29 protein-coding genes and 1 pseudogene are annotated in these 22,884 nt (G+C 55.8%); 9 read left to right on the forward strand and 21 right to left on the reverse strand.

The window, feature by feature from the left end; translation table 11 throughout:
- Positions 1-4: 4 nt before the first annotated feature.
- Entirely contained in the window at positions 5-337 is a 333-nt protein-coding gene (locus CGZ77_RS09255) for a hypothetical protein (RefSeq protein WP_009426959.1), read from the forward strand.
- Between the two features lie 491 nt (positions 338-828).
- On the opposite strand, the gene CGZ77_RS09260 is transcribed toward CGZ77_RS09255, so the two are convergent.
- The 4 genes from CGZ77_RS09260 to CGZ77_RS09275 form a co-directional block, all read right to left on the reverse strand.
- Entirely contained in the window at positions 829-1,554 is a 726-nt protein-coding gene (locus CGZ77_RS09260) for a hypothetical protein (protein ID WP_094031136.1), read from the reverse strand.
- Positions 1,551-2,129, reverse strand: a complete 579-nt coding sequence (locus CGZ77_RS09265) for a hypothetical protein (protein WP_009426961.1) — start codon at positions 2,127-2,129, stop codon at positions 1,551-1,553. Before CGZ77_RS09265 ends, CGZ77_RS09260 begins: the two co-directional genes overlap by 4 nt.
- The gene (locus CGZ77_RS09270; protein WP_094031137.1) at positions 2,126-3,163 is read right to left on the reverse strand and encodes a Rieske 2Fe-2S domain-containing protein; all 1,038 of its coding nucleotides are present in this window, start codon (positions 3,161-3,163) and stop codon (positions 2,126-2,128) included. The genes CGZ77_RS09265 and CGZ77_RS09270 overlap by 4 nt, the downstream gene beginning before the upstream one ends.
- Positions 3,164-3,228: 65 nt before the next feature.
- The gene (locus CGZ77_RS09275; RefSeq protein WP_094031138.1) at positions 3,229-4,791 is read right to left on the reverse strand and encodes a GH3 auxin-responsive promoter family protein; all 1,563 of its coding nucleotides are present in this window, start codon (positions 4,789-4,791) and stop codon (positions 3,229-3,231) included.
- Positions 4,792-5,185: 394 nt separating this feature from the next.
- Here CGZ77_RS09275 and waaA point away from each other — a divergent pair, with 394 nt between their 5' ends.
- Positions 5,186-6,442 (forward strand): lipid IV(A) 3-deoxy-D-manno-octulosonic acid transferase, encoded by a 1,257-nt coding sequence (gene waaA, locus CGZ77_RS09285; RefSeq protein ID WP_036495629.1) that lies wholly within the window; start codon positions 5,186-5,188, stop codon positions 6,440-6,442.
- 342 nt (positions 6,443-6,784) lie between these two features.
- Here waaA and CGZ77_RS09290 read toward each other — a convergent pair whose 3' ends face one another.
- The 5 genes from CGZ77_RS09290 to CGZ77_RS09310 are packed head-to-tail and all read right to left on the reverse strand — an operon-like array spanning position 6,785 to position 9,556.
- Positions 6,785-7,531, reverse strand: a complete 747-nt coding sequence (locus tag CGZ77_RS09290; protein ID WP_009425454.1) for a peptidyl-prolyl cis-trans isomerase — start codon at positions 7,529-7,531, stop codon at positions 6,785-6,787.
- A gap of 16 nt (positions 7,532-7,547) precedes the next feature.
- Positions 7,548-8,420 carry a peptidyl-prolyl cis-trans isomerase gene (locus CGZ77_RS09295; protein WP_094031139.1) on the reverse strand — a complete coding sequence of 291 codons (873 nt, stop codon included), beginning with the start codon at positions 8,418-8,420 and terminating at the stop codon, positions 7,548-7,550.
- 21 nt (positions 8,421-8,441) lie between these two features.
- A complete protein-coding gene (locus CGZ77_RS09300; protein WP_009425452.1) occupies positions 8,442-8,705 on the reverse strand; it encodes a BolA family transcriptional regulator in 264 nt (87 codons plus the stop codon).
- A 10-nt stretch (positions 8,706-8,715) separates the two neighbouring features.
- On the reverse strand, positions 8,716-9,012 hold the full coding sequence (locus tag CGZ77_RS09305) for a YciI family protein (RefSeq protein ID WP_009425451.1): 297 nt from the start codon (positions 9,010-9,012) through the stop codon (positions 8,716-8,718).
- Positions 9,005-9,556: a septation protein A gene (locus tag CGZ77_RS09310; RefSeq protein ID WP_036495635.1), complete on the reverse strand. Its 552-nt coding sequence runs from the start codon at positions 9,554-9,556 to the stop codon at positions 9,005-9,007. The genes CGZ77_RS09305 and CGZ77_RS09310 overlap by 8 nt, the downstream gene beginning before the upstream one ends.
- Before the next feature lie 261 nt (positions 9,557-9,817).
- Here CGZ77_RS09310 and CGZ77_RS09315 point away from each other — a divergent pair, with 261 nt between their 5' ends.
- The 7 genes from CGZ77_RS09315 to CGZ77_RS12115 all read left to right on the forward strand — a co-directional run bounded on the left by CGZ77_RS09315 (position 9,818) and on the right by CGZ77_RS12115 (position 16,677).
- Positions 9,818-12,676: a FimV/HubP family polar landmark protein gene (locus tag CGZ77_RS09315; protein WP_157697534.1), complete on the forward strand. Its 2,859-nt coding sequence runs from the start codon at positions 9,818-9,820 to the stop codon at positions 12,674-12,676.
- A gap of 339 nt (positions 12,677-13,015) precedes the next feature.
- On the forward strand, positions 13,016-13,474 hold the full coding sequence (locus CGZ77_RS09320) for a DoxX family protein (RefSeq protein ID WP_009425447.1): 459 nt from the start codon (positions 13,016-13,018) through the stop codon (positions 13,472-13,474).
- A gap of 140 nt (positions 13,475-13,614) precedes the next feature.
- Positions 13,615-13,920, forward strand: coding sequence for a periplasmic protein (locus CGZ77_RS09325; RefSeq protein WP_036495623.1), 306 nt, complete (start codon positions 13,615-13,617; stop codon positions 13,918-13,920).
- A gap of 120 nt (positions 13,921-14,040) precedes the next feature.
- Positions 14,041-14,898: a DUF692 domain-containing protein gene (locus CGZ77_RS09330; RefSeq protein ID WP_009425445.1), complete on the forward strand. Its 858-nt coding sequence runs from the start codon at positions 14,041-14,043 to the stop codon at positions 14,896-14,898.
- Positions 14,879-15,631, forward strand: coding sequence for a putative DNA-binding domain-containing protein (locus CGZ77_RS09335; protein WP_009425444.1), 753 nt, complete (start codon positions 14,879-14,881; stop codon positions 15,629-15,631). Before CGZ77_RS09330 ends, CGZ77_RS09335 begins: the two co-directional genes overlap by 20 nt.
- Positions 15,628-16,215, forward strand: coding sequence for a sigma-70 family RNA polymerase sigma factor (locus CGZ77_RS09340; protein ID WP_009425443.1), 588 nt, complete (start codon positions 15,628-15,630; stop codon positions 16,213-16,215). The genes CGZ77_RS09335 and CGZ77_RS09340 overlap by 4 nt, the downstream gene beginning before the upstream one ends.
- A 285-nt stretch (positions 16,216-16,500) precedes the next feature.
- Complete coding sequence (locus tag CGZ77_RS12115) at positions 16,501-16,677, forward strand: zf-HC2 domain-containing protein (protein ID WP_157058108.1); 177 nt, start codon at positions 16,501-16,503, stop codon at positions 16,675-16,677.
- 152 nt (positions 16,678-16,829) lie between these two features.
- On the opposite strand, the pseudogene CGZ77_RS09345 reads toward CGZ77_RS12115, so the two are convergent.
- The 12 genes and pseudogenes from CGZ77_RS09345 to rpmD form a co-directional block, all read right to left on the reverse strand.
- Positions 16,830-17,039: pseudogene (locus CGZ77_RS09345) on the reverse strand (transporter associated domain-containing protein); the annotation flags it as partial.
- Positions 17,040-17,224: 185 nt separating this feature from the next.
- Positions 17,225-17,596, reverse strand: coding sequence for a hypothetical protein (locus CGZ77_RS09350; protein WP_009426101.1), 372 nt, complete (start codon positions 17,594-17,596; stop codon positions 17,225-17,227).
- 132 nt (positions 17,597-17,728) lie between these two features.
- Positions 17,729-18,103, reverse strand: coding sequence for a 50S ribosomal protein L17 (gene rplQ / locus CGZ77_RS09355; protein WP_083479445.1), 375 nt, complete (start codon positions 18,101-18,103; stop codon positions 17,729-17,731).
- Between the two features lie 24 nt (positions 18,104-18,127).
- Positions 18,128-19,111, reverse strand: coding sequence for a DNA-directed RNA polymerase subunit alpha (rpoA, locus tag CGZ77_RS09360; RefSeq protein WP_036496082.1), 984 nt, complete (start codon positions 19,109-19,111; stop codon positions 18,128-18,130).
- Positions 19,112-19,137: 26 nt separating this feature from the next.
- Positions 19,138-19,758, reverse strand: a complete 621-nt coding sequence (gene rpsD / locus CGZ77_RS09365) for a 30S ribosomal protein S4 (protein WP_036496071.1) — start codon at positions 19,756-19,758, stop codon at positions 19,138-19,140.
- Between the two features lie 20 nt (positions 19,759-19,778).
- Positions 19,779-20,174, reverse strand: a complete 396-nt coding sequence (gene rpsK, locus CGZ77_RS09370) for a 30S ribosomal protein S11 (RefSeq protein WP_009426098.1) — start codon at positions 20,172-20,174, stop codon at positions 19,779-19,781.
- Between the two features lie 19 nt (positions 20,175-20,193).
- On the reverse strand, positions 20,194-20,556 hold the full coding sequence (gene rpsM / locus CGZ77_RS09375) for a 30S ribosomal protein S13 (RefSeq protein ID WP_009426097.1): 363 nt from the start codon (positions 20,554-20,556) through the stop codon (positions 20,194-20,196).
- A 51-nt stretch (positions 20,557-20,607) separates the two neighbouring features.
- Complete coding sequence (gene rpmJ, locus CGZ77_RS09380; protein WP_003697674.1) at positions 20,608-20,721, reverse strand: 50S ribosomal protein L36; 114 nt, start codon at positions 20,719-20,721, stop codon at positions 20,608-20,610.
- A gap of 20 nt (positions 20,722-20,741) precedes the next feature.
- A complete protein-coding gene (gene infA / locus CGZ77_RS09385; RefSeq protein ID WP_083479444.1) occupies positions 20,742-20,960 on the reverse strand; it encodes a translation initiation factor IF-1 in 219 nt (72 codons plus the stop codon).
- 15 nt (positions 20,961-20,975) lie between these two features.
- The gene (secY, locus tag CGZ77_RS09390) at positions 20,976-22,256 is read right to left on the reverse strand and encodes a preprotein translocase subunit SecY (protein ID WP_009426096.1); all 1,281 of its coding nucleotides are present in this window, start codon (positions 22,254-22,256) and stop codon (positions 20,976-20,978) included.
- Positions 22,257-22,265: 9 nt separating this feature from the next.
- Positions 22,266-22,697 (reverse strand): 50S ribosomal protein L15, encoded by a 432-nt coding sequence (gene rplO, locus CGZ77_RS09395; RefSeq protein WP_083479443.1) that lies wholly within the window; start codon positions 22,695-22,697, stop codon positions 22,266-22,268.
- The gene (gene rpmD / locus CGZ77_RS09400) at positions 22,698-22,883 is read right to left on the reverse strand and encodes a 50S ribosomal protein L30 (protein WP_083479442.1); all 186 of its coding nucleotides are present in this window, start codon (positions 22,881-22,883) and stop codon (positions 22,698-22,700) included.
- Between the last annotated feature and the right edge of the window lies 1 nt (position 22,884).

The raw sequence follows: 22,884 nt of genomic DNA on the forward strand, positions 1-22,884 counted from the left end.
CACCATGAACACACTCCCCTTCCAAACCGACATCGCCGAACGCATGCTTGCGGGCACGGAGGGCGAAACCATCCACCCCGACGCCCGCTTTTTTCAGACGGCCAACGGCTACTGGATCGCCTGGCACGACGGCCAAGCCGCCGTCCTGCCGCCCGACGCAGCCGAGGGCGAACCCTGCTTCTGGGTCGAAGGCGCGCAGGATTTGGCCGAAGTCGCCGCGCTGGCGGAAAACGGAGATTTCGACGCAGCCGAAGACTTCGACGGCAGCGAAGACGAATGGCACGAAGCCCACGCCTGCGGCTGCGGCTGCGCCCACGGCGGGCACGAACACGGCTGACGCGGAGTCTGCTCCCGCCTACGCAGAAAGGCCGTCTGAAAAAACCGAAACAGGGTTTTCAGACGGCCTTTAACAAGCAACGCACACCGTAGGTCGGATTCTTGAATCCGACGGCCGGCCGCAAGGGCGGCATGGGGCGGCAGCGGCGTGATGGAACGCGGATTTTCCCCTTGCGGGGAAACGTCGGATACGAGTATCCGACCTACAATCAGGCTGCGCGGGAATGACGTTGCTGAAACCTGTCGGAACAACAGCGTTCCCTCTCCCGCTCGCGGGGGAGGGCTAGGGTGGGGGCTCTCACCGCTGCGGTGACTTTTGCGGGCGGCGGTACAAAAGCAGTCCTGCGGCCTGCCACCCCCACCCCAACCCTCCCCCGCGCTTGGGAGCGCAGGGGAGGGCGCGGATTGCCGTTGCCCCGAAGGCCGTCTGGAAAAGCCAAAACCGGCTTTCAGACGGCCTTTTCGTTGTCTGCACAGGCGGGTTGCGGTTGTTTACAAAGCGCCCTGCGCCAGTCCGTCGAGGAAGCCGCGCAGGGCGAAGGAGCGCAGGTTGTCGGTTTCGAGCAGGGTGAGGCAGACGAGTTCTTCGCCTTCGGCGTGGCGGGGGTTGCGGCGGCGGAAGTAGGCGGCTTCGGGGTGGGCGGCGGTTTTTTCGTTCAGCCATTCGCTTTTCAGGTGGCCTTGCGATTGCGGGTAGCGCACGAGGCCGCTTTCGGCGTGGTAGTGCGCGCCGAAGCGGTCGGCGGCGAGGCGGTCGATGAGCTCCTGCACGTCGGGCGGGGTGGGGTGGCGGCGGTTGGGGTAGTAGGTTTTGCTGAATACGTTGAGGTAGCGGTAGGTGCGGTCGCCTTTGACGATTAAGAGCCAGTAGAGCGGGGCGTCGGGCATTTGCGCTTTCAGACGGCCTGCCAGGGCGCACCAGGCCAGCGGCAGGGTTTGTTCGCCCCAATAGCGGTGGTCGATAACGGTGTCGCCGGAGAAAACGGCGCGGGCGGCTCGGCCGTTGTCGGTGAAGGGGATGGTTTTGAGGGTGGTGAAGCCGCGTATTTGTCCGTCGGTGTCTTCGAGCAGCAGGATATGGTCTTTTTCGCCGAGGTCGCGGCGGAAGAGTTCGGGCGTGGTGCCTCCGTAGTAGCGCCCGTAGAGGGCGTAGAGTGCGGCGGTTTGTTGCGCGGACAGGGTTTGCGGGGCGAGGGTGCGGGTGGTGAGTTTGTTCATGGCAGTTTGCGGGTCAGACGGATCAGCCAGAAGGCGAGGGCGGCGACGAGGAGGGCGGTGGCGGTTTGGTTGGCCAGATGCGGCGTTTCCCAGCCGATAAACCATACTTCGGCGTGCGGGTGGTGGCGGTGGAAGGCGGCGATGTAGGCGGCGAAACAGGTTTCGGCGGCGAACATGGCGGCGAGCACGGCAAGGTGGGCGGCGAGCGGGCGCGGGGTTTCGCGGCGGCACAGCCAGGCGGCGGGCAGGAGGATGGCGATGCTGAGCAGGTCGTGGGCGATGCCGTAGGCGTACTGCCAGCGGTTGAGGCCGTACATCAAAACGATTTCGGCGAGGGCGCGGGCGAGCATGGGCAGCCAGAAAAGGAGGTAGGCGGCTTTCAGACGGCCTGAAACGTGGCGGGAGCAGAAAACGAAGGGCGGCAGCACCAGCCAGAACAGGACGGTTGCGCCCAGCCACAGGGCTTTGGGCAGGGCGATTTGCCCGCCCGCTGCGGCGAAATGATTCTGCCAGACATAAAACATCAGCGAGGCGGCGAGCATGGCGAGGGAGGCCGTCTGAAAGGCGCGTTTCACAAATGCAGCTCCTGTTCGCGCACGATGCCTGCGGCTTCGGGTTCTCCGCCTGCGGCGAGGGTTTGCCGCCATGAGGTGATTTCGGGCATCAGGAGGTCGGCGGCGCTGTTGCAGAATCGCGCGCGGCCGCCGAAGCGGTCGATATTGTCGCGCTGCTGTTTCATCATGGCGACGTCCTGGCCGATGATGAAGTGCGACAGCGGCTCGAAAACGAGGCGGATAAGCGGGTTCAGACGGCCGAATTTGTAGCTGACGACGGTGTGCACTTCGGTGGTGTCCTCGTCCAGCGGCGTGCAGGAGGAGGTGACGATGTAGTGTTTGCCGTCGGAGAAGCGGTAGTCGACGCGCGAGGTGGCGGGGGAGATGAAGCGGTCGGTGTGCGACATTTCGGTATCGCTGTTTTGCAGCAGCTTCCACACCAGGCTTTTTTCGCGCGGCTCGTTTGCGTATTCGATTTGCGCGCCGTCGGCATTGCGCCGCAGCAGGGCACGCACGGGTTTGCCGGTGGGGGCGCGGAACCAGGAGTTGTGCACATACACCGCGTGCGGGCAGTCGAGGAAGTTTTCCAAGCACCAGTCGACGGGCGCGGCAAAGCGGGTTTTCATGCGGAAGGTGGTGTAGCCCGCCTCGTCCAGGCAGGCGAAGGGCAGCGGCGCGGGCGCGGCGGGCGTGCCGATACACAGCCAGACATAGCCGTCCTGCGCGGTGCAGTGTACGGCGGGCACGCGCACGTCGGGCGTGGCGCAGCCGCACAGGGCGGGAATCTCCGCCAGCCTGCCTTCGCCGTCGAACGACCAGCCGTGGTAGGCGCAGCGCAGGCAGCCGTTTTCCACTTTGCCGATCGACAGCGGCACGTTGCGGTGCGGGCAGCAGTCGACAAGCGCGGCATAGCGGCCGCCGCCCTGATGGAAAACGGCGTAGTGCCGCCCGAAAAGCCGCACGGCCTGCGGCTTTTTGCGCACGTCTTTTTCGCGCGCGGCGATGTACCAGTAATTGTGCAGGCCGTTGGCGGCGGGAGTGTCGGGAGTGTTCATGAGTTGTTCCTTTTTTCTTTGTTTTCTATGCGTTTTGAGGCCGTCTGAAAGCCTGACCGGCCTTTTCAGACGGCCTCTCCGCCTTCCGCCGCGGGCGGCAGCAGCAGCGGGATTTTGCGCACGGCAAAGCGCTGTTCCTCGCGGAAAAAACGCGCCGCGTAAGCCTGCGGGTCGGCGCAGAAGTGCACCCGCAGGGCGGCGAGCTGGCCGGTGCGGCGGGCGTAGGCGTATTGCGGGTTGGCGGCCAGCGCCTCGTCCAGCCGCGCCGCCAGAGCATGGTTTTGCATCGTTTCGGCATCGGCCGACAATAGGCGGTAATACGGCGGATTGTCCTGCACGCCCTGCAACAGGGCGCGTTGCGCCAAATCGGGCGACACGGTTTCCATGGCGGTGCGGACAAAGGCTTCGTTGAGCTTTTCGCCGCACAAATCACAGGACAGGCTGCCGCGTCCGACAAATTCGATTTCGGGTACGCCGCCGTGCAGTGCGTGCACGCGCACATAATCGCCCGTGTCGTAGCGGTACAGCCCGCCCTGGGTGGTGACAATCAGGCGGTAATTGCCGCCTGCGCGCGTCTGCCAGGCGGGCACGATGCCGTCGGCGCCGGCAAATTCGTAGAAATGGCTGTCTATGGCTAGAAGCGTGGGGAGGCCGTCTGAAAGGCCGTTGGCGTTTTCAGACGGCCTTTCAGACGGCCTTCCGTGCGGGGCAAAGGGAATGCTGCCCGCAAACTCCGTCGCCAGCAGCCCTTTGCCTTCGACAAACACATGGGGAAACAGCCGCCGCAGCGTATCGGCGGGCGCGGCGGCGGTGTGGCTTGTCCAGCAGCTGACGGTGTCGAGGCGCGGCCAGATGGCGCGGGTGTCGGGCGTGTCGCGCGACAGGGCGCGGGAGAGCAGGGCGCGGCGGCGCGGGTCGGTGATGTGCGGCAGAATGTCGTCCTGATGCGTCTGCATGGCCTGCACAAAAAGCAGCAGCATGGTCGGACTCCACACGGAAACAAAGCTCAAATCCGCCGCGCCCAGCAGCAGGCGCGCGCAGGCAAGCTGCCATTCCTGCGCGCTTTGCGCCGACAGCAGCTCGGGCAGAAACAGCACGCGCGGCAGCAGCGCGGCAGCGGTTTCGCGGCCGAAATAGTCCAAATCGCTGCCGCTGCCGATGGGGATGCCGCCTGAGGTGTGCGTGCGGCCGCGCGCGGCGGGGCTGACGATAAAAAACAGCCTGCCCGCAAAGGCCGCAGGCCGCCGCCGCCGCACATCCGCCAGCCAGGGCAGTACGGCGCGGCGGAAGGCGGCATAGAGGCTTTCGGTATAGAGAATGAGTTTCGCGCCGCCCGTGCTGCCGCCCGTTTCCTCGAAGCAGACGGGGTTTTCCGTGGTGAGCACGCCCGCTTCGCCCGCCGCGGCGCGTTCTATCAGGCTGCGCAAGCCCTCATAATCCGATACGGGCACGGCGCGGGCGAAATCTTCGTAGCCGCCGATGCGGGAAAAACCGTGCCGCCGTCCGAAAAGGCTGCCGCCGCCCGATTGCACGATGTCGCGCAAAACGGCGCGCTGCGCCTCCTGCGGTTGCAATAAGGCCGTCTGAAAACGGGAAAGGGCGGCGGAAAGGGCGGGCAGTGTGGGCATAAGAGGCCGTCTGAAAAAAGCGGGAGACTACAATAAAGCGCGCCCCTCTGAAAGGGGCGCGGCAGGACGGTAAATTAAAAACACGATAATTCAACGCATTGAACAGAGCGCCGAAAATAGCGCTTGCGCCCCCTGCGCGGATTTGGTTTAATCCGCGCTTCGCTGAGAAGCACGGGTGATTAGCTCAGTTGGTTCCAACTTCAATAGTGGGAAGCGGTCGATGTGTTTGGCAATCATGGCTTGTGCGGTTTGCCGGAAGAAGGTGCTCATGGAAAATCCCCTAAATGTCTTGGTGGTAATTTAGGGGATTTTGGGGGGATTTTGCAAAGGTCTCAGCGTGGCTTCAACGAAGTTAAAAGCTACAATACGCTTTTGTTCAGACGGCCTCTTCCTAATGTTGCTCTCCTTTCTCTACCGCAGCCTGTGGCGCATCGCGCCGCCGCTGATCCGCCGCTATCTGCGCCGCCGCGCGCGCAAAAATCCCGCCTATCTCGAACATTGGGGCGAGCGCTTCGGCGTGCCGCATCCCGCGCCTGTGCGGAATCCGATTTGGCTGCACGCGGTGTCGGTCGGCGAAACCCGCGCCGCCGCGCCGCTGCTGGCCGCGCTGCGCCGCCGTTTTCCCGACGCGCCGCTGCTGCTGACACAAATGACGCCCACCGGCCGCGCCGCCGCCGAAAGCCTGTATCCCGACGCGCAATGCCGCTATCTGCCTTACGACAAGCCCGAATACGTCGCGCAGTTTCTTGCCGAACACCGGCCGCGTTTGGGCATTCTGATGGAAACGGAAATCTGGCCGCACTTGGCCGCCGCCTGCGCCGCGCAAGGCGTTCCCCTGTTTCTCGCCAACGCCCGCCTGTCGGAAAAATCGCTGCGCGGCTACCAAAAAGCCGCTTCCCTTATCCGCCCCGCCATGCAGTCGCTCGCGGGCTGCTACGCGCAGAGTGAGGCCGATGCAGGCCGTCTGAAAAGCCTCGGTGCGGCTGCTCCCGTGGTGTGCGGCAACACCAAATACGACATCGCGCCGCCGACCGGGCAGCTCGCTTTGGGCGCACAGTTCCGCGCACTGGCGGGCGGGCGCAAGGTGCTGGTGTGCGGCAGCACGCGTTTTTACCACGGCGAAGACGAAGCGGCTTTGCTGCTGCGCGCGTGGCGGGAATACCGCGGCGATGCGCTGCTGGTTGTCGTGCCGCGCCATCCCGAACGCTTCGACGACGCGTTTCAGACGGCCTTATCGCTCGGTTTCCGTACGCAGCGGCGCAGCAGCGGACAGGCCATAGCTGCCGACACGCAGGTGTGGATAGGCGACAGCATGGGCGAGCTTTACGCCTATTACGCGATGGCCGACGCGGTATTTGTCGGCGGCAGCCTGGTGGACAGCGGCTGTCAAAACCCCATCGAGCCGATGGCTTGCGGCAAGCCCGTGATGTTTGGTTTTTCCACCTACAACTTCGCCGCCGTCTGCGCCGAGGCGCTGGCGGCAGGCGCGGCGCATCAGGTGGCGGACGCGGAAGAATGGCTGGACACGGCGCGGCAGTGGCTGGACGGTGAATCCGGACGCGCGCCCTTCGCCGCCCGTGCCGCCGGCTTTGTCGCGCGGCATCGGGGGGCGAGCGAAAAAATAGCGGAGCTGGTGGCGGAGGCCGTCTGAATCTGAAAGGGCAAGAGGCCGTCTGAAAGGGAATGTTCAGACGGCCTCTTGCTGTTTTGGCAGGACGTCGTACGGCGTCGTACGCGGGTTTTAGGGCGGATGGGGCGCTTGTGTTGTCGGGACGTGGGTTTCAGACGGCCTTTGTGCGGATGGCAGGCATCGCATGGAACGTGTGCACCGCTTGGGCTGGAACCTCCTGCGTATGGTTTCAGACGGCCTTTTGTCGTTTTGGCAGGACGTCGCGCGGTGATGTGCACGGGTTTGGTGTTTTGCGGGAAAGCGTGCGGGGAAACAAGGCCGTCTGAAAAACGGGTTTCAGACGGCCTTTTGCCTGCGGCAGATTTACATTTCGATGCCGTGTTCTTTGAGCAGGGCGGCGATTTTTTCCTGCGTTTTTCGCTGTTTGAGCAGGGCGGCGATTTGGTCTTTGAGCTGGTCGAAAGGAGGGGCGTCGGCGGCCTGTTCGACGGCGGCGATTTTCAGCAGGTAGAAGCCGCCTTGGAAGGGGACGGGCTTGCGGCTGATTTCGCCGCGCTGCATGGGGGCGGCTGCGGCGGCCAGTTCGGGCGGCAGTTCGGCCAGGGCGACGGGTTTGGCAAGCTGCGCCTGCGCGGGGTTGGGGTGGCGCTCCATCAGTTTTTCGAAGCTGAGACCTTTGAGCAGCAGCTGTTGGGCGGCGAGGGCTTCGGCTTCGGTGGGGAAACCGACCTGTTGCAGCTTGACGGCGCGGGTCTGTTCGGCGTAGGCGGCACGCAGTTCGGCGTCGTCTACGGTGACGGTGGCGGCGAGGTGGTCGGCGTATTGGTCGGCGTAAAATCGGGCTTCGGCGTTTTGCCAGCGGGCGCGGACTTCGGGTTGTTTGTCGAGTCCGGCTTTGAGGGCTTCGGCTTTGAGGACTTCGTCGGCGGCCAGGCTTTTTTCGATTTGGGCGCGGATGTCGGCAGGGGGCTCGCCCGCGCCTTCGGGCGCCATTTCGGTCATTTGTTTGAGGAGGACGTCGATGCGGGCGCCGTCGATTTTGGGGGCGGCCGCGGCGGCGATGCCGGCGGCGGCCAGGGCGATGAAGGTGAGCAGCGGTTTGTGTTTCATGGTGTGTCCTGTGGGTTTATTTGGCCGGGGTGATGGTGGCTTTTTGGTAGAGGCTGCCGACGGCGTTTTCGAGTTTCTGCTGCATCATGTTTTGGGTGATGCCGGCTTTGACTTGGTCGAAGGCGGGAATCTGCATGGGGCGGCGGTCGTTGATGTAGAAGACGCCGTATACGCCGTTGCCGTTGACGGGTGTGGCGGTGAACTGGCCTTTTTTCAGGTCTTTGACGGCGGCGTAAACGGGCGGCGCGGCTTTTTCGAGGTCTTTGAGGGCGTCGTATTCGCTGTTGATGCCTCCGTTTTGTTTGGCTGCGGGGTCGGCGGAGTATTTGCGGGCGGTGTCGGCGAAGGGTTTTTTCGCTTTCAGGTCTTTAACAGCTTGTTCGGCATCCGCTTTTTTCGGGGTCATGATTTCGCCGAGTTGGATTTGTTCGCTGCCTTTGTAGTAGGCCTGCATTTCGTCGTAGGTTTTGCGGGCGTCAGCTTCGCTGACGGGCTGTGTTTGGACGATGTGGGCGGCGAAGGCTTGGTTGAGCAGCTCGTTTTGGAAGTCTTCCCATTGTTGTTTGAAGCCGGCTTTTTTGTCGTCGCCGGCTTTTTGCGCGGCTTTGCGGGCGTTTTCGGAGGCGGTTTTGAATTCGGCGCTCTGGTCGAGTTTCAGACGGCGTGCTTCTTGGGCAACCAATATGCGGGTGACGGTGTCGCCGAGCAGTTCGTCGCGGATTTCGGGGCCGTCGGGGACTTTGGGGTTTTGTGCGCGGATGAGTTTGACCTGGCGGTCGATTTCGCTGCTGTCGATTTTGGTGCCGTTTACCGTTACCAGGGTTTGCGCGGCCAGGCTGCCGGAGAGGGCGGTGATGAGCAGTGCTTGGGCAATGTGGGTTTTTTTCATGGTTTTCTCGCTTTGGGTGGGTCAGTTGAAAAATTCGTCGGGGGTGAGGGCGCGGATGGCGAGGGCGTGGATGCGGCCGGCTTTGAAGAGGGCGTCGAGCGGTTCTTTGACCATGCGCTGGCGTTGAAGGCGGGGCAGGCTTTCGAAAGCGGCGCTGACAATAAGGACGCGGTAGTGGCCGCCGCCTGTGTTGCCGGCGTGCCCCGCGTGGAGGTGGCTTTCGTCGGCAAATTCGAATACGTCGGGATGCAGGTGCTGCAAGGCCGTCTGAATTTCCTGTTCCATGCCCGCTCCGTTATTTGAAAACGGCCTTGTAGGGCTTGATGAGCATTTCGGCGTAAACGCCCGCTTCGACGTAGGGGTCTTGTTCCGCCCATTCCTGCGCGGCATCGAGCGAATCGAAGGCGGCGATAATCAGGCTGCCGGAAACGCTGTCGGGATCGTCGGGCATGGGATTGGGGCCGGCGGTGAGCAGGCGGCCTTCGGCTTGGAGCTGTTCCAGCCGCGCCAGATGGGCGGGGCGGGCTTGGGCGCGGGCTTCGCGCACGTCTTCGTCGTCGGTGGCCAAGAGCATGTAGTATTGTTCAGTCATTTTTTTGTTCCTGCGTGAGGTGGCGGCTCAGGTAGATGCCCTGCGCCAGAAAGAAAAGAAACATCAGGGTGGTGGAACCGAAGAATTTGTAGTTGTTCCAAACGGCTTCGCGTTCGGCGGTAAAGGGGTAGGCGACGGCGAGGTTGATGGCGCCCATCGCGGCCAGAAAGGCAATCCATGCGGCTGTGAGCTTTTTCCATACCGCGTCGGGCAGCTCGATTTCCTTGCCCAAGAGGGCGCGCAGGCCGTTTTTCTTCATCAGCGCCGCTGCCGCCATCGCCGCCGCGCCGCACCAAAAGAGCAGGGTGGGTTTCCACATGATGAAGGTGCGGTCGCCCGTGAGGATGGTTGCGCCGCCGAAGACGACTATCAGCAGCAGGCTCAGCCACTGCATGGTTTCGAGACGGCGGAATTTCCACCATAAAAACGCCGCCTGGGCGATGCCTGCGGCAACGGCGACGGCTGTCGCCCAAATAATGTTTTTGGTGAGGATGTAGGTCAGGAAAAAAAGAATGACGGCAATCAGGTCGGTTGCTGCTTTCATGTGCAAAAACGGCGGCAAAATGAAAACCGCCATCATACAGACCCGCGCTTCTTTTTGCACCTGTTTTGGCCGCCGCCGAAACGGAAAAACGGCCGTTCGACAAAGATACGTGTGCAAACAATCGCATGATAGCCACATGAAAAAGGCATAAGCGTCATTTTTACCGTGTTAAATTTGGCAAGAATGTGCAATCAAAGCTATGATACGCGGCTGTAAAAGCCACGCGGCCGCAATCGCGCCGCAGTCAAAGAGGGATGAATTTTGAAAGCGAACAGTAAAATTAAGCTGATAGCGTTGTCCGTATCGCTGTTGGCATCATCGGGAGCCCCGGCCGCGCTGGGCGGGCTGCGCGTCAATTCCGGTTTGGGCGAACCGTTTTCCGGCACCGTCACCATCACCGGCAAAGAAGCCAAAGAGCTGCTCAAAGGCACCAAGCCCGCCTTTTCAGACGGCCGTCTGAAAGCCAACGTGCGCAAATCGGGCAACGATGCCGTGGTCAGCCTCAGCTCCGCTGCCGCGATCAAAGATCCCGTTATCGTCTTCCAAATGAGCGTCAAAGGCCAGTCGCGCCAGTACACCGCCGTGCTTGACCCCGCCAGCCCGAAAGCGAAAGCCGCCGTGGCGGCGCAGGCGAAAAAGGACGAGAAAAAAGAAGAGGCGGCCAAGCCCGCACGCGAAGAGCAAAGCAAAGCGAAAGAAGAAGCCGCAGCCAAGAAAGAGAAGGCTGCCGAGGCTGCCAAAGCACAGAAGCCGTCTGAAAAACCGGCCGAGCCCAAGCAGGCCGAAGCGAAAACGGCAGAACCCGGCCGCCACACCGTTCAGTCGAACGAAACCCTCTTTATCATTGCCGACCAGCTGCGGCCGGACAATATGTCGCCCGATCAGGCCGTGCGTGCCCTGATTAAAGCCAATCCGAAAAAACTCGGCGGCAATCCCAACCGCCTCCTTGCCGGTACGGTGCTGACCCTGCCTGCCGGTTTCAAACCGTCTTCGGCCATGTCCGCCGTGCCGTCTGAAAATGCCGAAGCGGCAAAAGCACCTGTCGAAAAAGCCAAACCCCAACCGGAAGCGCCCAAGCCGGAAGCTGCGCCCGAAGCGGCCAAACCCGAGCCCGAAACCGTCCCCGACGAAGCGGAAAACAGCGCAATGCCGCCGCAGGAACAGGATGCGCAGACTTCCGAACCTGCTCCCGCCCCTGTCGGCGAAGACACGCAAAACGAGCAGCCCGCCGCTCCCGCGCAGACGCAAGAGCCTGTTGAAGAAGAAGGCGAGGGCGGAAGCTTCCTGTGGAAATGGGTGCTGGCAGGCGGCCTCGGTCTGACCGTTCTGCTGCTGCTGGCCAAGCTGCTGCTCGGCCGTAAATCCGCGTCGAAAACCGCTGCGGCGGAAGACGAAGAATCGCCTTTCGACCAGCAGGACGGCATCCGCCTGCACCAGCCTGTTGCCAAACCCGAAAAACCGAAAGCGCCGATTACCAAAAACCAGGCAGCGGAAAACGAATTTATCGACGACGATATCGAAGACGATATCGTATTCTTCGACAACGCCGAGAGCGGCCCGATCGAAAGCGCGGCCGATTTTGATCTGAACCTCGGCGCACTCGATCTCGATCAGCAGCAGGTTGGTATCATGAGCAGCGCGGTGACCGACGACGAAGAAACCCGCCGCCGCGCCAATGCCGACTGGGACAGCATCGAGTCGACCGAAAGCGTGTTCGAGCCCGACGAATTTGCAGTCAAAAAAACCGAGCCCGCGCCGCAGCCTGCCGCGCCTGCGCCCGCAGCGGCCGAACCTGCCGCAGTAGCAGTAGAAGAAGTTGTTTTTGCAGAACCCGCAGCAGACATCGCCGCGCCGCAGGCTTTCGAACCCGAGGCCGAAGCGTTTGCGGTGCAAACCGCAGCGGCAGAGGAAGAGCCCGCCGCCGTTTCTTGGGCGACTGCCGAATTTGCCCGCCCCGAAACCGCGCTTGAAGCCGAGCCGCCCGCATTTGCCGCCGAACCCGTTGCCGATGTTGGCGTCACCGTAGAAGAAACCGTTTCTTGGGCGGGTACGGGCGGCATCGCAGCTGAAGAAGAGCCTTTGGCGTTTGCCGTTGAAGAGTTTGCCGTCGAGCCGCAGGCTGCGGCAGAGCCCGCACCCGCTGCGTTTGTTGGGGAAACGGTTCAGACGGCCTCAGCCGACGAAGCCGCGCCGCTGGATTTCGATTTCGAAAGCGTGGCAATCGCGCCTGCTGCCGAAGTGCCGGAAACTATTGAAACACCTGTTGCCGAACCCGAGCCGTTTGCTGCCGCCGAGCCCGCTTTGGATTTTGCGCCGCCAAGCGAAACGCTTGAAGCCGCGTTCCCGAATGAAGCGGCGGAGGCTGTGGAAACCGTTGTCGTTGAAGAACCTGCGCTTGCGTTCGATATGCAGGAAGTGTCGTTTGACGCGGTTGAAGCGCCTGCCGAGCCTGTTCAGACGGCCGATCAGCCCGCAGCGGATCTGTCGGACTTCGGCCTTGTCGATACTGCGGAAACTATCGCACCCGCGGCCGACCTGTCGGGATTCGATGTTGCGGAAACCGTGGAAACCGTTGCGCCCGCAGCCGATTTGCCCGATTTCGGCCTAGTTGAAACCGTGAAAGCCGCGGCACCTGTCGGCGATTTTGCCGCGTTTGCCGAGCCCGAACCTGCGGCGGAAGTTGCTCTGCAGATCGAGCCGGAAGCCGTCGGTGTGGCCGAAGCCGAGCCTTTGGCCGATCCGTTTGCCGCTGCCGAATTGGCGGCCGAACCCGTTGCCGAAGCGCCGCAGGCTCCCGCCGGCGATTGGCAGGACGATGCGGAAATCGGCTTGGCCGACACGGTTACTTTCGACGACGCCCAGCTTGAAAGCGCCGACGATCTGGTTATCGACTGGGGCAGCCTGGATGCCGCACAAGCCGCCAGCGAAGACAAGCCCGCGTTTGTTTCCGAGTCTGTCGGCATGACCGCGCCCTTGGAAGCCAAATACGAATTGGCCGAGATGTATATCGAAATCGGCGACCCCGATGCGGCGCGCGAAACGCTGTACGAGCTGATTGAAGAGTCCTCCGGCGAAATCCAGGCCAAATCGAAAGCGCTGCTGGCCGGTATCGGCGGCTGATGCCTTTGCCCGAATGAATAAGCAAGCCCGAACGCAATGTTCGGGCTTTTTTTGTTTGGGGCGGATACGGTTTGGTGACGCGCTCGTTTGCCGTTTTGCGGGCAAGAGGCCGTCTGAAAATCTGTCATGCTGCCGTTTGTTGTGGTTTGAACGGCGGCATTTTTATTTTGTTTTTGTTTTGCTGTTTGTCCGTCTGTTTTCCTGTGGGCAGGAAATCAAACAATATTTCTTTTTATTCATTTGCTTGATTTCTTGTTGTAAAAAATTTGCTGATGTGCCGTAAGGATTCGGCGGTATGGCCGTCTACTCGTGTATGATGTGACGAAAAGGATATTTGCAATGAAACAAACTTGTTTGTGCCGCAGTACGCAGGGATTGGGGCAGGGCGTTGCGCTGCTGGCGCTGCGTCTGTTTGCCGCCTACGAGTTCGGAGAAGCGGGCTTGGAAAAATGGCGCGGCGAAAACTGGTTTGCCGACATCCGCGAGGCGTTTCCGTTTCCTTTCGATCTGCTGCCTGCCGGTTTGAGCTGGAATCTGGCGATGGGTGCGGAGCTGCTGGTGCCGCTGCTGCTGGTGTTCGGCCTGTTTACGCGCTTGGGAGCGGCGGCTTTGATGGTGCTGACGGCGGTGGCTTGGTATGCGGTGCACGCGGGCAACGGCTACAACGTCTGCGACAACGGTTACAAAATGGCTGTGGTTTATCTGATTCTGCTGCTGCCGCTGCTGTTGCAGGGTGCGGGCAGGTTCTCGCTCGATGCGCTGCTGGCGCGGCGCAGGCAGGCGGCAGACAAGCCGTAAAGAATACAGGCCGTCTGAAAAGGGGCGCAAAGCGGTTGCACTTCGTTGAGGCTTCTTTCAGACGGCCTGCACAGGCTGCCGGCCTTCTCCGGCATACGTTCGCTTTTTTCGTTTTTAATTTTTATTTCAGGAGTATGACCATGAAAAAAACTTCTTCTTTGGCCGCTTTGGCCGGTGCATTGGCATTGTTGGGCAGCCAGGCTGCCGTGGCGCACGACGGCCACGCGGTTCAGGGTGAGGCGGCTGTGAAAACCGCTGCCAAAAAATCTGCCGAAGGCGCTTGCGGCGAAGGCAAATGCGGCGCTGCGGCAACTGCTAAAAGCAAAGCCGCCGAAGGCAAGTGCGGCGAGGGCAAATGCGGTGCCGCGAAAAAACAGGCGAAAAAGCCGGTGAAAGCCAAAGCCGCCGAAGGCAAGTGCGGCGAAGGCAAATGTGGCAGCAAATAAGCTGACGGAGGCCGTCTGAAAGATGGAAACGGCCTTTCAGACGGCCTCAATCCGAGTATGTTTATCCCAAGCCGCCGTAAGCGGTTTGCAGTAAGCATGTTTGACAGTCAGGAGACCAAAATGAATGTTTTGCAAGGCGCCGGACTCGGCTACAAGCGCAGCATGGCGGTGGATTTCCGCCACCGTCTGCCCGATATCGACGGCATCAACTTCATCGAAGCCGCCCCCGAAAACTGGCTGCGGATGGGCGGCGCGGCGCGGCGCGATTTCGACAGCGTGGCCGAACGTTTTCCGCTTGCCTGCCACGGCCTGTCGCTTTCGCTGGGCGGCCGCAATCCGCTGCGTATGGATTTTCTCAAACAGATTAAAGACTTTATCCGCCGCTACCGCATCGGCTTTTTTTCCGAGCACCTGAGCTATTGCGACCACAACGGCTTTGTTTACGACCTGCTGCCGCTGCCCTTCACCTGGGAAACGGTGCGCCACACCGCCGCGCGCATCCGCACCGTGCAGGACGTGCTGGAAATGCGTATTGCCATAGAAAACACCTCCTATTACGCGCACAGCCCGCTGGCGGAAATGAGCGAAGTCGAGTTTCTCAACGCCGTTGCCCGCGAGGCCGACTGCGACATCCATCTCGATGTGAACAATATTTACGTCAACGCCGTCAATCACGGCCTGCTCGCGCCGCGCGACTACATCGCCCAAGTGGACGCCGGCCGCGTCACCTATATGCACATGGCCGGACACGACCGCGAGGCCGCCGACCTGCTGATCGACACCCACGGCCAGCCCGTGTGCGACGATGTGTGGGACTTGTTCGCCGACGTCTGCCGCCGCCTGCCGCGCAGTGTGCCGACCCTGCTCGAACGCGACAACAACCTGCCGCCCTTCGCCGAACTCGAAGCCGAAGTCGCCCGCATTGCCGCTATCCAACAGCAAACCGAAAGGGAGCGCCGTGAACACCAAGCCGCATGAGAGGCCGTCTGAAAACCCCGCCGCCGCCTTCCAGGCCGCCTTCGCCGACCACGCCCGCGACGCCGCCCTGCCGCCGCCCGCAGGCATCGCCCCCGAGCGTCTGGCCGTTTACCGCCGCCTGCTGCTCAACAACCTGCGCGGCTTTCTCGAACTCTGTTTCAGCGGCAGCAGCGCCCTTATCGCCCCCGAAATGTGGCAGCGCCTGCAGGAACGCTTCCTAATCGAAGCACGGCCGCAGTCGCCGTTTTTCAACGATATTCCCAAACAGTTTCTCGACTACCTTGCCGCCAAGCCTGCGGAAGAAAGGCCGTCTGAAAACATCCTGCACATGATGGCCTTTGAAACCGACCTGCTGCACGCCGAAACCGCCGAACAGAAAGAGCCGCTGTCCGCATGGGACGCCGACACCGTCCTGCAATGGGCGGCGGGCGCGCGCCTGAAAGACTACCCCTGCGACTTCGTCTCCTCCGAGCTGGAAACCATCGACGAAGACACGCCCGCCGCCGTCCTCACTTGGCGCGACCCGAGCGGCACGGTATATTACCGCGCCCTCGACGGCGCCGACCGCTTCCTGCTCGCCCACTTCCAAGAAGCGCAAAGCGACACCGTCTCCTCCCTCGCCGCCAAACTGGCCGCATTTTCAGACGGCCTTGACAGCGCAACCCTCAACGGCCTGATTGCCGAATGGGTGGAAGCCGGCGTCTTACTTCCCGTGTCCGAACCCCCTTTATGACCCGAACCGACCCGCAAAACTTCGGCGGCGAACTCGCCGCCATGCGCCCCGACATCCTGCGCTTTGCCACCGTCCAGCTGCGCGACAAAACCCTGGCTGAAGACCTCGTTCAGGAAACCCTTGCCGCCGCCTGGGACAAACAAAGCCAGTTCGGCGGCAAGTCCGGCCTCAAAACCTGGGTGATGGCGATTTTGAAAAACAAAATCACCGACCACTTCCGCAGCAGCCGCGCCACCCTCAGCCTCGACAGTCTGCAGGAAGAAAACGAAGCCATCGACCAAGCCTACCGCGCCTGCTTCGATGCAGACGGCCACTGGCTCGAATCCGCCAGCCCCGCTGCCTGGCACGAACCCGAAAGCAGCATCGAACAGCAGGACTTCTTCCGCATACTCGAACACTGCATGGACGGCCTGCCCGCCGACACCGCCCGCATCTTCTACCTACGCGAAGTGATGGGCATGGACGTCGACGAAATCTGCCGCGAGTTTGCCATCAGCAAAGACAACTGCTACGTCATCCTCCACCGCGCCCGCAACGGCCTGCGCCGCTGCCTGCAAATGCGCTGGTTCGACCTGCCCGCGTAAATATTTATAGCGAGTCAAAATGAAAAGAACGGCAGCAAGCCGCAGACAGTACAAGCAGTACGGCCAGGCGCAGCAACGCCGTAGGTTTTTTATTTTGACTCGCTAGGGGCTGTTGACATTCAGCTTGCGAGACGGTTTTTTGAGTAAAAAATGCCCGAATGCAAGGAAAAAAGCGCAGCAAGGTTGGACACCTTGCGAGCATTTTTGACGCGGCAGGCGGGTATTTTTTGCCAAAAACACCGCCGCAAGGCTGATTGTCAACAGACCCTAATAAAGGAAAAACCGATGCTCAAATGCCGCCAAGCCTGCCGTCTGCTCTCTGAGGCGCAAGACCGCCGCCTCACCCGCCGCGAACGCCTCGCCCTCGCCTACCATCTGTTTATCTGCGTCCACTGCCGCCGCTACCGCAAACAGCTCGCCTTTCTGCGCAACAATCTGAAAAGGTGGCAGAACAGGGATTAGGGCGTGCGGCAATCGGTTTGCGGGCGCGTTCCGCATCCGTGTTGCCGCAAAAAGGCCGTCTGAAAAACCTGCGAAGCAGGTTTTTCAGACGGCCTTTTTCAGACGGCCTTGCAAATCCGAACGGCCTTGGCGGGTGATGCCAAGGCCGTTTGTCAGTTTGGTTCTTTTTTTGTTGCCGTTTTGATTTTCACCGCCATCAGGGTGTGCAGGCGGCGGGGGTCGGCGCGGGCGACGGTGAAGAGCAGGGGGGGCAGGGCGATTTTGTCGCCGCGCACGGGCAGGCGGCCGAGTTCGCGGATGACGAGGCCGCCTATGCTGTCGGCTTCTTCGCCGGAATAATCGGTGCCGAAGTAGGTGTTTATGTACCCGGGTTTGTTATCGTTTGTACTAGGGCGTGTTGACAATCAACACGCCCTAATGTCTGATCCAATTATTAGCCTTAGCCAAATAGCGCTCTTGCACCTTATAGCCAACTATTTGAAGCCTATATTTTTCTTAGTTCAATAGGTTTATTTCTGGCTAATCATATTTGAATAAGCGTACCTCGCTATTTTCTCTGCTTCAATTCTTCACGTTCTTTCGGCGTCAAAATCCAAACTTCCTTCACCTGTCCCTGCCGATCAAAAAATACTCCCACAGGTTGCCCCACATGAGCCGGCAACTTGTTTTTGGTAATAAACCGATTATACGTATCTTTAATCCGAATACTGCCCAAAGTTTCTGCTTCAGTTCTGTTGTTATCAACAATCCCCAAAGTTAGGATTTGTGTCCACGTCCACCCGTCACCTGCCAGCACGACATTCGGATAATCAACCTTTTTCAGCACAGCCAAACGTATATCCTTCGGCAAAAATCTACCGGCCAAAGCTATTTGTGAGCTGAGCAATAACGCACATACTAATAAAATTGTTTTTTTCATAGGATTACCCGTTTTGTTAAATCATAGGGAAGGAATTATAGCCAATTTCTCCATCAGCATGCTGAAAGTTTATATGATATGCAATGAATTCATAGAAAATAAAACCGATCCCAAAGGATCGGTTTTTCTCACTTATTCAGCGGCCGTTTCTGCTTTGTCCACCAACTCAATCAGAGCAAGCGGAGCATTATCACCCTTACGGAAACCGCATTTCAAAATACGCAAGTATCCGCCATTACGGTTGGCAAATCTTGAACCCAAATCATCAAATAATTTAACTACAACATCTCGATCGCGGGTACGGTCGAATGCCAAGCGACGATTAGCTAAAGACGGTTCCTTACCTAAAGTAATCAGCGGCTCTACTACACGGCGTAGCTCTTTTGCTTTCGGCAAAGTCGTCACAATAGTTTCATGGGTAAGCAACGAATTAGCCATGTTGCGCAACATAGCAGCACGGTGGCTGCTAGTACGATTTAATTTACGGTTTCCATTACGATGACGCATGTCATTTTCCTTTAATATTTAAACTTACGGCTTTTCTAAGCCCACAGGAGGCCAAGAGTCGAGTTTTGATCCCAATGTCAAACCTTTTGAAGCCAATACCTCTTTAATTTCATTCAAAGATTTTCTACCCAAATTTGGCGTTTTCAACAATTCTGTTTCAGTCCGTTGAATCAAATCACCAATATAATAGATATCCTCTGCCTTCAAACAATTTGCCGAACGTACTGTCAGCTCCAAATCATCAACTGGGCGCAACAATATGGGATCAATCGGAGGAGTTTTTTCCTCAACTTCCTCCATAGCAGTACCCTGCAAATCAGCAAAAATCGACATCTGATCAATGAGGATACGTGCTGCACTGCGAACAGCCTCTTCAGGCTCTAAGGAGCCATCCGTTTCAATATCTAAAATTAAACGATCCAGATCGGTTCTCTGTTCAACTCGCGCAGATTCAACTTCGAAACTAACTCGGCTAATAGGTGAAAAACTAGCATCCAAGTAAATAGCTCCGATGCTGTTATCGCCTCGAACTGCGCGAAGACCAGAGGCAGGTTGATAACCACGACCCCGTTCCACTTTGATTTCCATTTCAATACTGCCATTATCAGCCAAATGACAGATCACATGATCAGGATTGATAATTTGGACATCATGAGGCAACTCAATATCACGAGCTAAAACTGCACCTACTCCTGATTTTTTTAACTTTAAGCGAACCTCATCACGCCCATACAACCTGAAAACAACACCCTTAATATTCAACAATATATCAACAGCATCTTCTTGGATACCGTCTAATGTTGAATATTCGTGCAGCACACCTGCAATAGAAACCTCTGTCGGAGCAAACCCGTCCATGGATGACAGTAAGACACGGCGCAAAGCATTACCAAGAGTATGACCAAAACCACGCTCAAAGGGCTGCATAGATACTCTTGCTCTCGTTGCCGAAATAGTATCCACATCAATATGCCGTGGTTTTAAGAATTCGGAAGTGCTATTTTGCATTAAACTGTCCCTCATTAGGCTAGCTTCTATTTAGAATAAAACTCTACTACTAGCTGCTCATTAATATCACTAGTCAACTCAGAACGATCTGGCCTAGTTTTAAAAATACCTTCCATCTTTGCTGTATCTACAGATACCCAATTTGGAAAACCTATTTGCCCAGCCAAATTTAAAGCTTCTTGAATTCGAACCTGTTTCTTTGCTTTCTCTCGAATAGAAACTATATCACCAGCGCGTACTTGGTATGAAGGGATATTAACAAGTTGTCCATTTACAACAACTGCTTTATGGGAAACAAGTTGACGCGCCTCAGCTCTAGTTGAGCCAAAACCCATTCTGTAAACAACATTATCTAAACGAGATTCCAATAATTGGAGCAGCAGCTCACCAGTAGAACCTCTTTGACGATCTGCTTCGGCAAAATAACGTCTAAATTGGCGCTCCAAAACCCCATACATACGACGAATTTTCTGTTTCTCGCGCAGTTGCAAACCATAACCCGACAGCCGCGGTTTTTTTGCACCATGTTGACCCGGAATAGTATCAATTTTACATTTCGATTCTAGCGAACGACGTGCACTTTTTAAAAATAAATCAGTACCTTCTCTGCGAGAAAGCTTACATTTAGGGCCTATATAACGTGCCATATCTTAAATAACTCCAAATATTAAATTCTGCGTTTCTTCGGTGGACGACAACCATTATGCGGTAAAGGTGTCACATCCGTTATACTAGTAATTTTAAAACCAAGAGCATTAAGGGCACGAACAGAAGACTCACGGCCAGGGCCAGGACCTTTAATACGAACCTCTAAATTTTTTACGCCATACTCTTGTGCAATCTTACCAGCAGATTCAGCGGCAACCTGAGCTGCAAAAGGAGTACTTTTACGAGATCCCTTAAAACCTGCTCCACCAGAAGTTGCCCAAGATAACGCATTTCCTTGGCGATCCGTAATAGTAATAATGGTATTATTAAAAGAGGCATGAACATGAACAATGCCTTCATTAACAGTCTTACGTATTTTTCTACGTACTCTTGCTGCTGTATTTGCTTTAGCCATTAAATAAAGTCCTTAAAAATTACTTCTTACCTGCAATTGCTTTACGCGGCCCTTTTCGAGTACGGGCATTTGTTTTAGTCCGTTGTCCCCTACAAGGTAATCCGCGACGATGTCGAAAACCACGGTAACACCCCATATCCATTAATCGTTTAATAGACATTGTTACTTCACGGCGCAAATCACCCTCAACCTCATACTTAGCAACCTGCTCCCTCAAAGATTCCAGTTGAGCCTCATCAAGATCTTTGACTTTAATATCAAACGATACACCAGCTGCTTCACAAATTGACTTAGCACGAGTAGCGCCAATACCATAAATTGCTTGCAAACCAATCACAATATGTGCGTTATTAGGGATGTTAACCCCTGCTATACGAGCCATAAATATTCCTTTATCTATAAGATTTTTTTAAATTAAATCTTAAATTTAAACCTATCCTTGGCGTTGTTTATGCCTTGGATCAGTACAAATAACACGAACCACTCGATTGCGCCGAATAATTTTACAATTCCGGCAAATTTTTTTAACAGAAGGCTGTACGCGCATTTTTGTTTCCTTTAAATAAATTACCTAGCCCTAAATACGATACGTGCACGGGATAAATCATAAGGCGTAAGTTCGACAGTCACCTTATCTCCTGGAGAAATACGGATATAATGCATACGCATTTTTCCTGAAATATATCCCAAAACCACATGCCCATTCTCCAGCTTTACTTTAAAAGTAGCATTTGGGAGTGTTTCTAAAATCTCCCCCTGCATTTGTATTGTATCTTCTTTTGCCATTTCATTTACCAACTATTAATTCAAATTCTTTGTACGATTTATCAGATTCTCATACTGCTGAACCATTCCATATGAAAATACTTGAACATTAAAATCCATTGTTACAACAACAAGAATCAGAAGTGATGTACCACCTAACGCAAATGAAATATTAAAAAAAGATATAAAAAACTCAGGAATTAAACAGACTGTCGTAATATAAATTGCTCCCCACAATGTCAATCTATTTACCACAGATTCAAGATAAAATGCCGTCTGAGCACCAGGACGAATCCCTGGAACAAATGCACCACCTTTTTTCAAATTTTCAGCCATTTCTTTAGGACTAAATACTAAAGCAGTATAAAAATAACAGAAAAAGATTACAGCTGATGCAAATAGCGCTATATATCCAATAGTACCATGTTGAAAACTCAAAGCAAATTTCTGAAGTTCAGAATGATTATTTCCCAACCAATTAACTATAGTAGCAGGAAAAAGAATGACACTTGAAGCAAAAATAGGAGGTATCACACCAGCCATATTTAGCTTAAATGGTAAGTAAGCTCCTTTTCCCCCATCTAGAATTTGTCTTCTAGCATAATGGATAGGAACTTTTCTTAATGCAGATTCAAAAAATACAACTATATATATCAATAAAATAGCTGCAAATAGAATAAACAAAACCGAAAGTAACTTACCAGAAACGATCATACTCCATAATTGACTTAGTCCTGACGGAATGCCGGCACAAATACCTGCTGTAATAATTAACGAGATCCCATTCCCGATTCCACGCTCTGTAATTTGTTCTCCTAACCACATCAGGAACATAGTACCAGTTACCAAACAGATTAGAGTCAACAAATAAAACTCAACCTGAGAAATAACAACTACTCCCTGCTGAAAAACAAACGTTGCAGCCACAGCTCCTTGAAAAAGAGCAAGAATAACAGCAGCAAATCTCGTATACCTTGTAATTTGCCTTCGTCCTAAATCTCCTTCTTTTTTCAAAGCTTTCAAAGAAGGTAGAATTTCCGAGGCCAACTGCACAATAATAGAAGCAGAAATATAGGGCATAATTCCAATGGCAAAAATACTAAATCTCTCTAACGAACCACCAGAAAATACATTTAGCATACCCAAAATTCCATTACCCTGATCTTTATAAACTTCTGCAAGAGCAGAGGTATTCACTCCAGGTACTGGAATATGTGCACCAATTCTAAAGACTATTAAAGCCGCCAATAGAAACAGCAATCTATTTTTTAATTCAATAGATTTAAATAGCTTCAAAATTAGCTGTCTATTTACCACTATACTATCCTATTCTACCCGTCCACCAACAGCTTCAATAGCTTGTTTGGCACCTATCGTTGATTTTAAGCCTTTAACTATTACAGGCTTTTTAATTAAACCATTTGCAATGATCTTTACACTCTGCGCATGAGAAGAAATTATTCCAATTCTCTTCAGAAAGAGCAAATCAACCTGCTCAACATCAAGTGATTGCAATAAACTCAAAGAAATTTGCTCGGTCAGTTTAGCAGATAGTGATTTAAAACCACGCTTTGGCAAACGCCGTTGTAATGGCATCTGACCACCCTCAAAACCTATTTTATGAAATCCTCCAGATCTACTTTTTTGACCCTTATGACCTCGACCAGCTGTTTTGCCTAATCCACTGCCAATACCTCGACCTACTCGTCGTTTTGCATGAGTAGACCCTAATACAGGACGTATCGAATTTAAATACATTTAATACTCCACTTTTAAAAGATAACTAATCTTATTAATCATTCCAATATTCTCAGGTGTATTTAAAACTTCAACACTATGATGCCTATGTCGGAGTCCCAAACCTTTAGCACATGCACGATGTGTAGATATTGTACCAATTAAACTTTTTATTAATGTTACTTTTATTTTTCTAACTTCAGCCATT

Origin of the sequence: Neisseria sp. KEM232 (genome assembly GCF_002237445.1) — a bacterium.
Classification (GTDB): Bacteria; Pseudomonadota; Gammaproteobacteria; order Burkholderiales; family Neisseriaceae; genus Neisseria.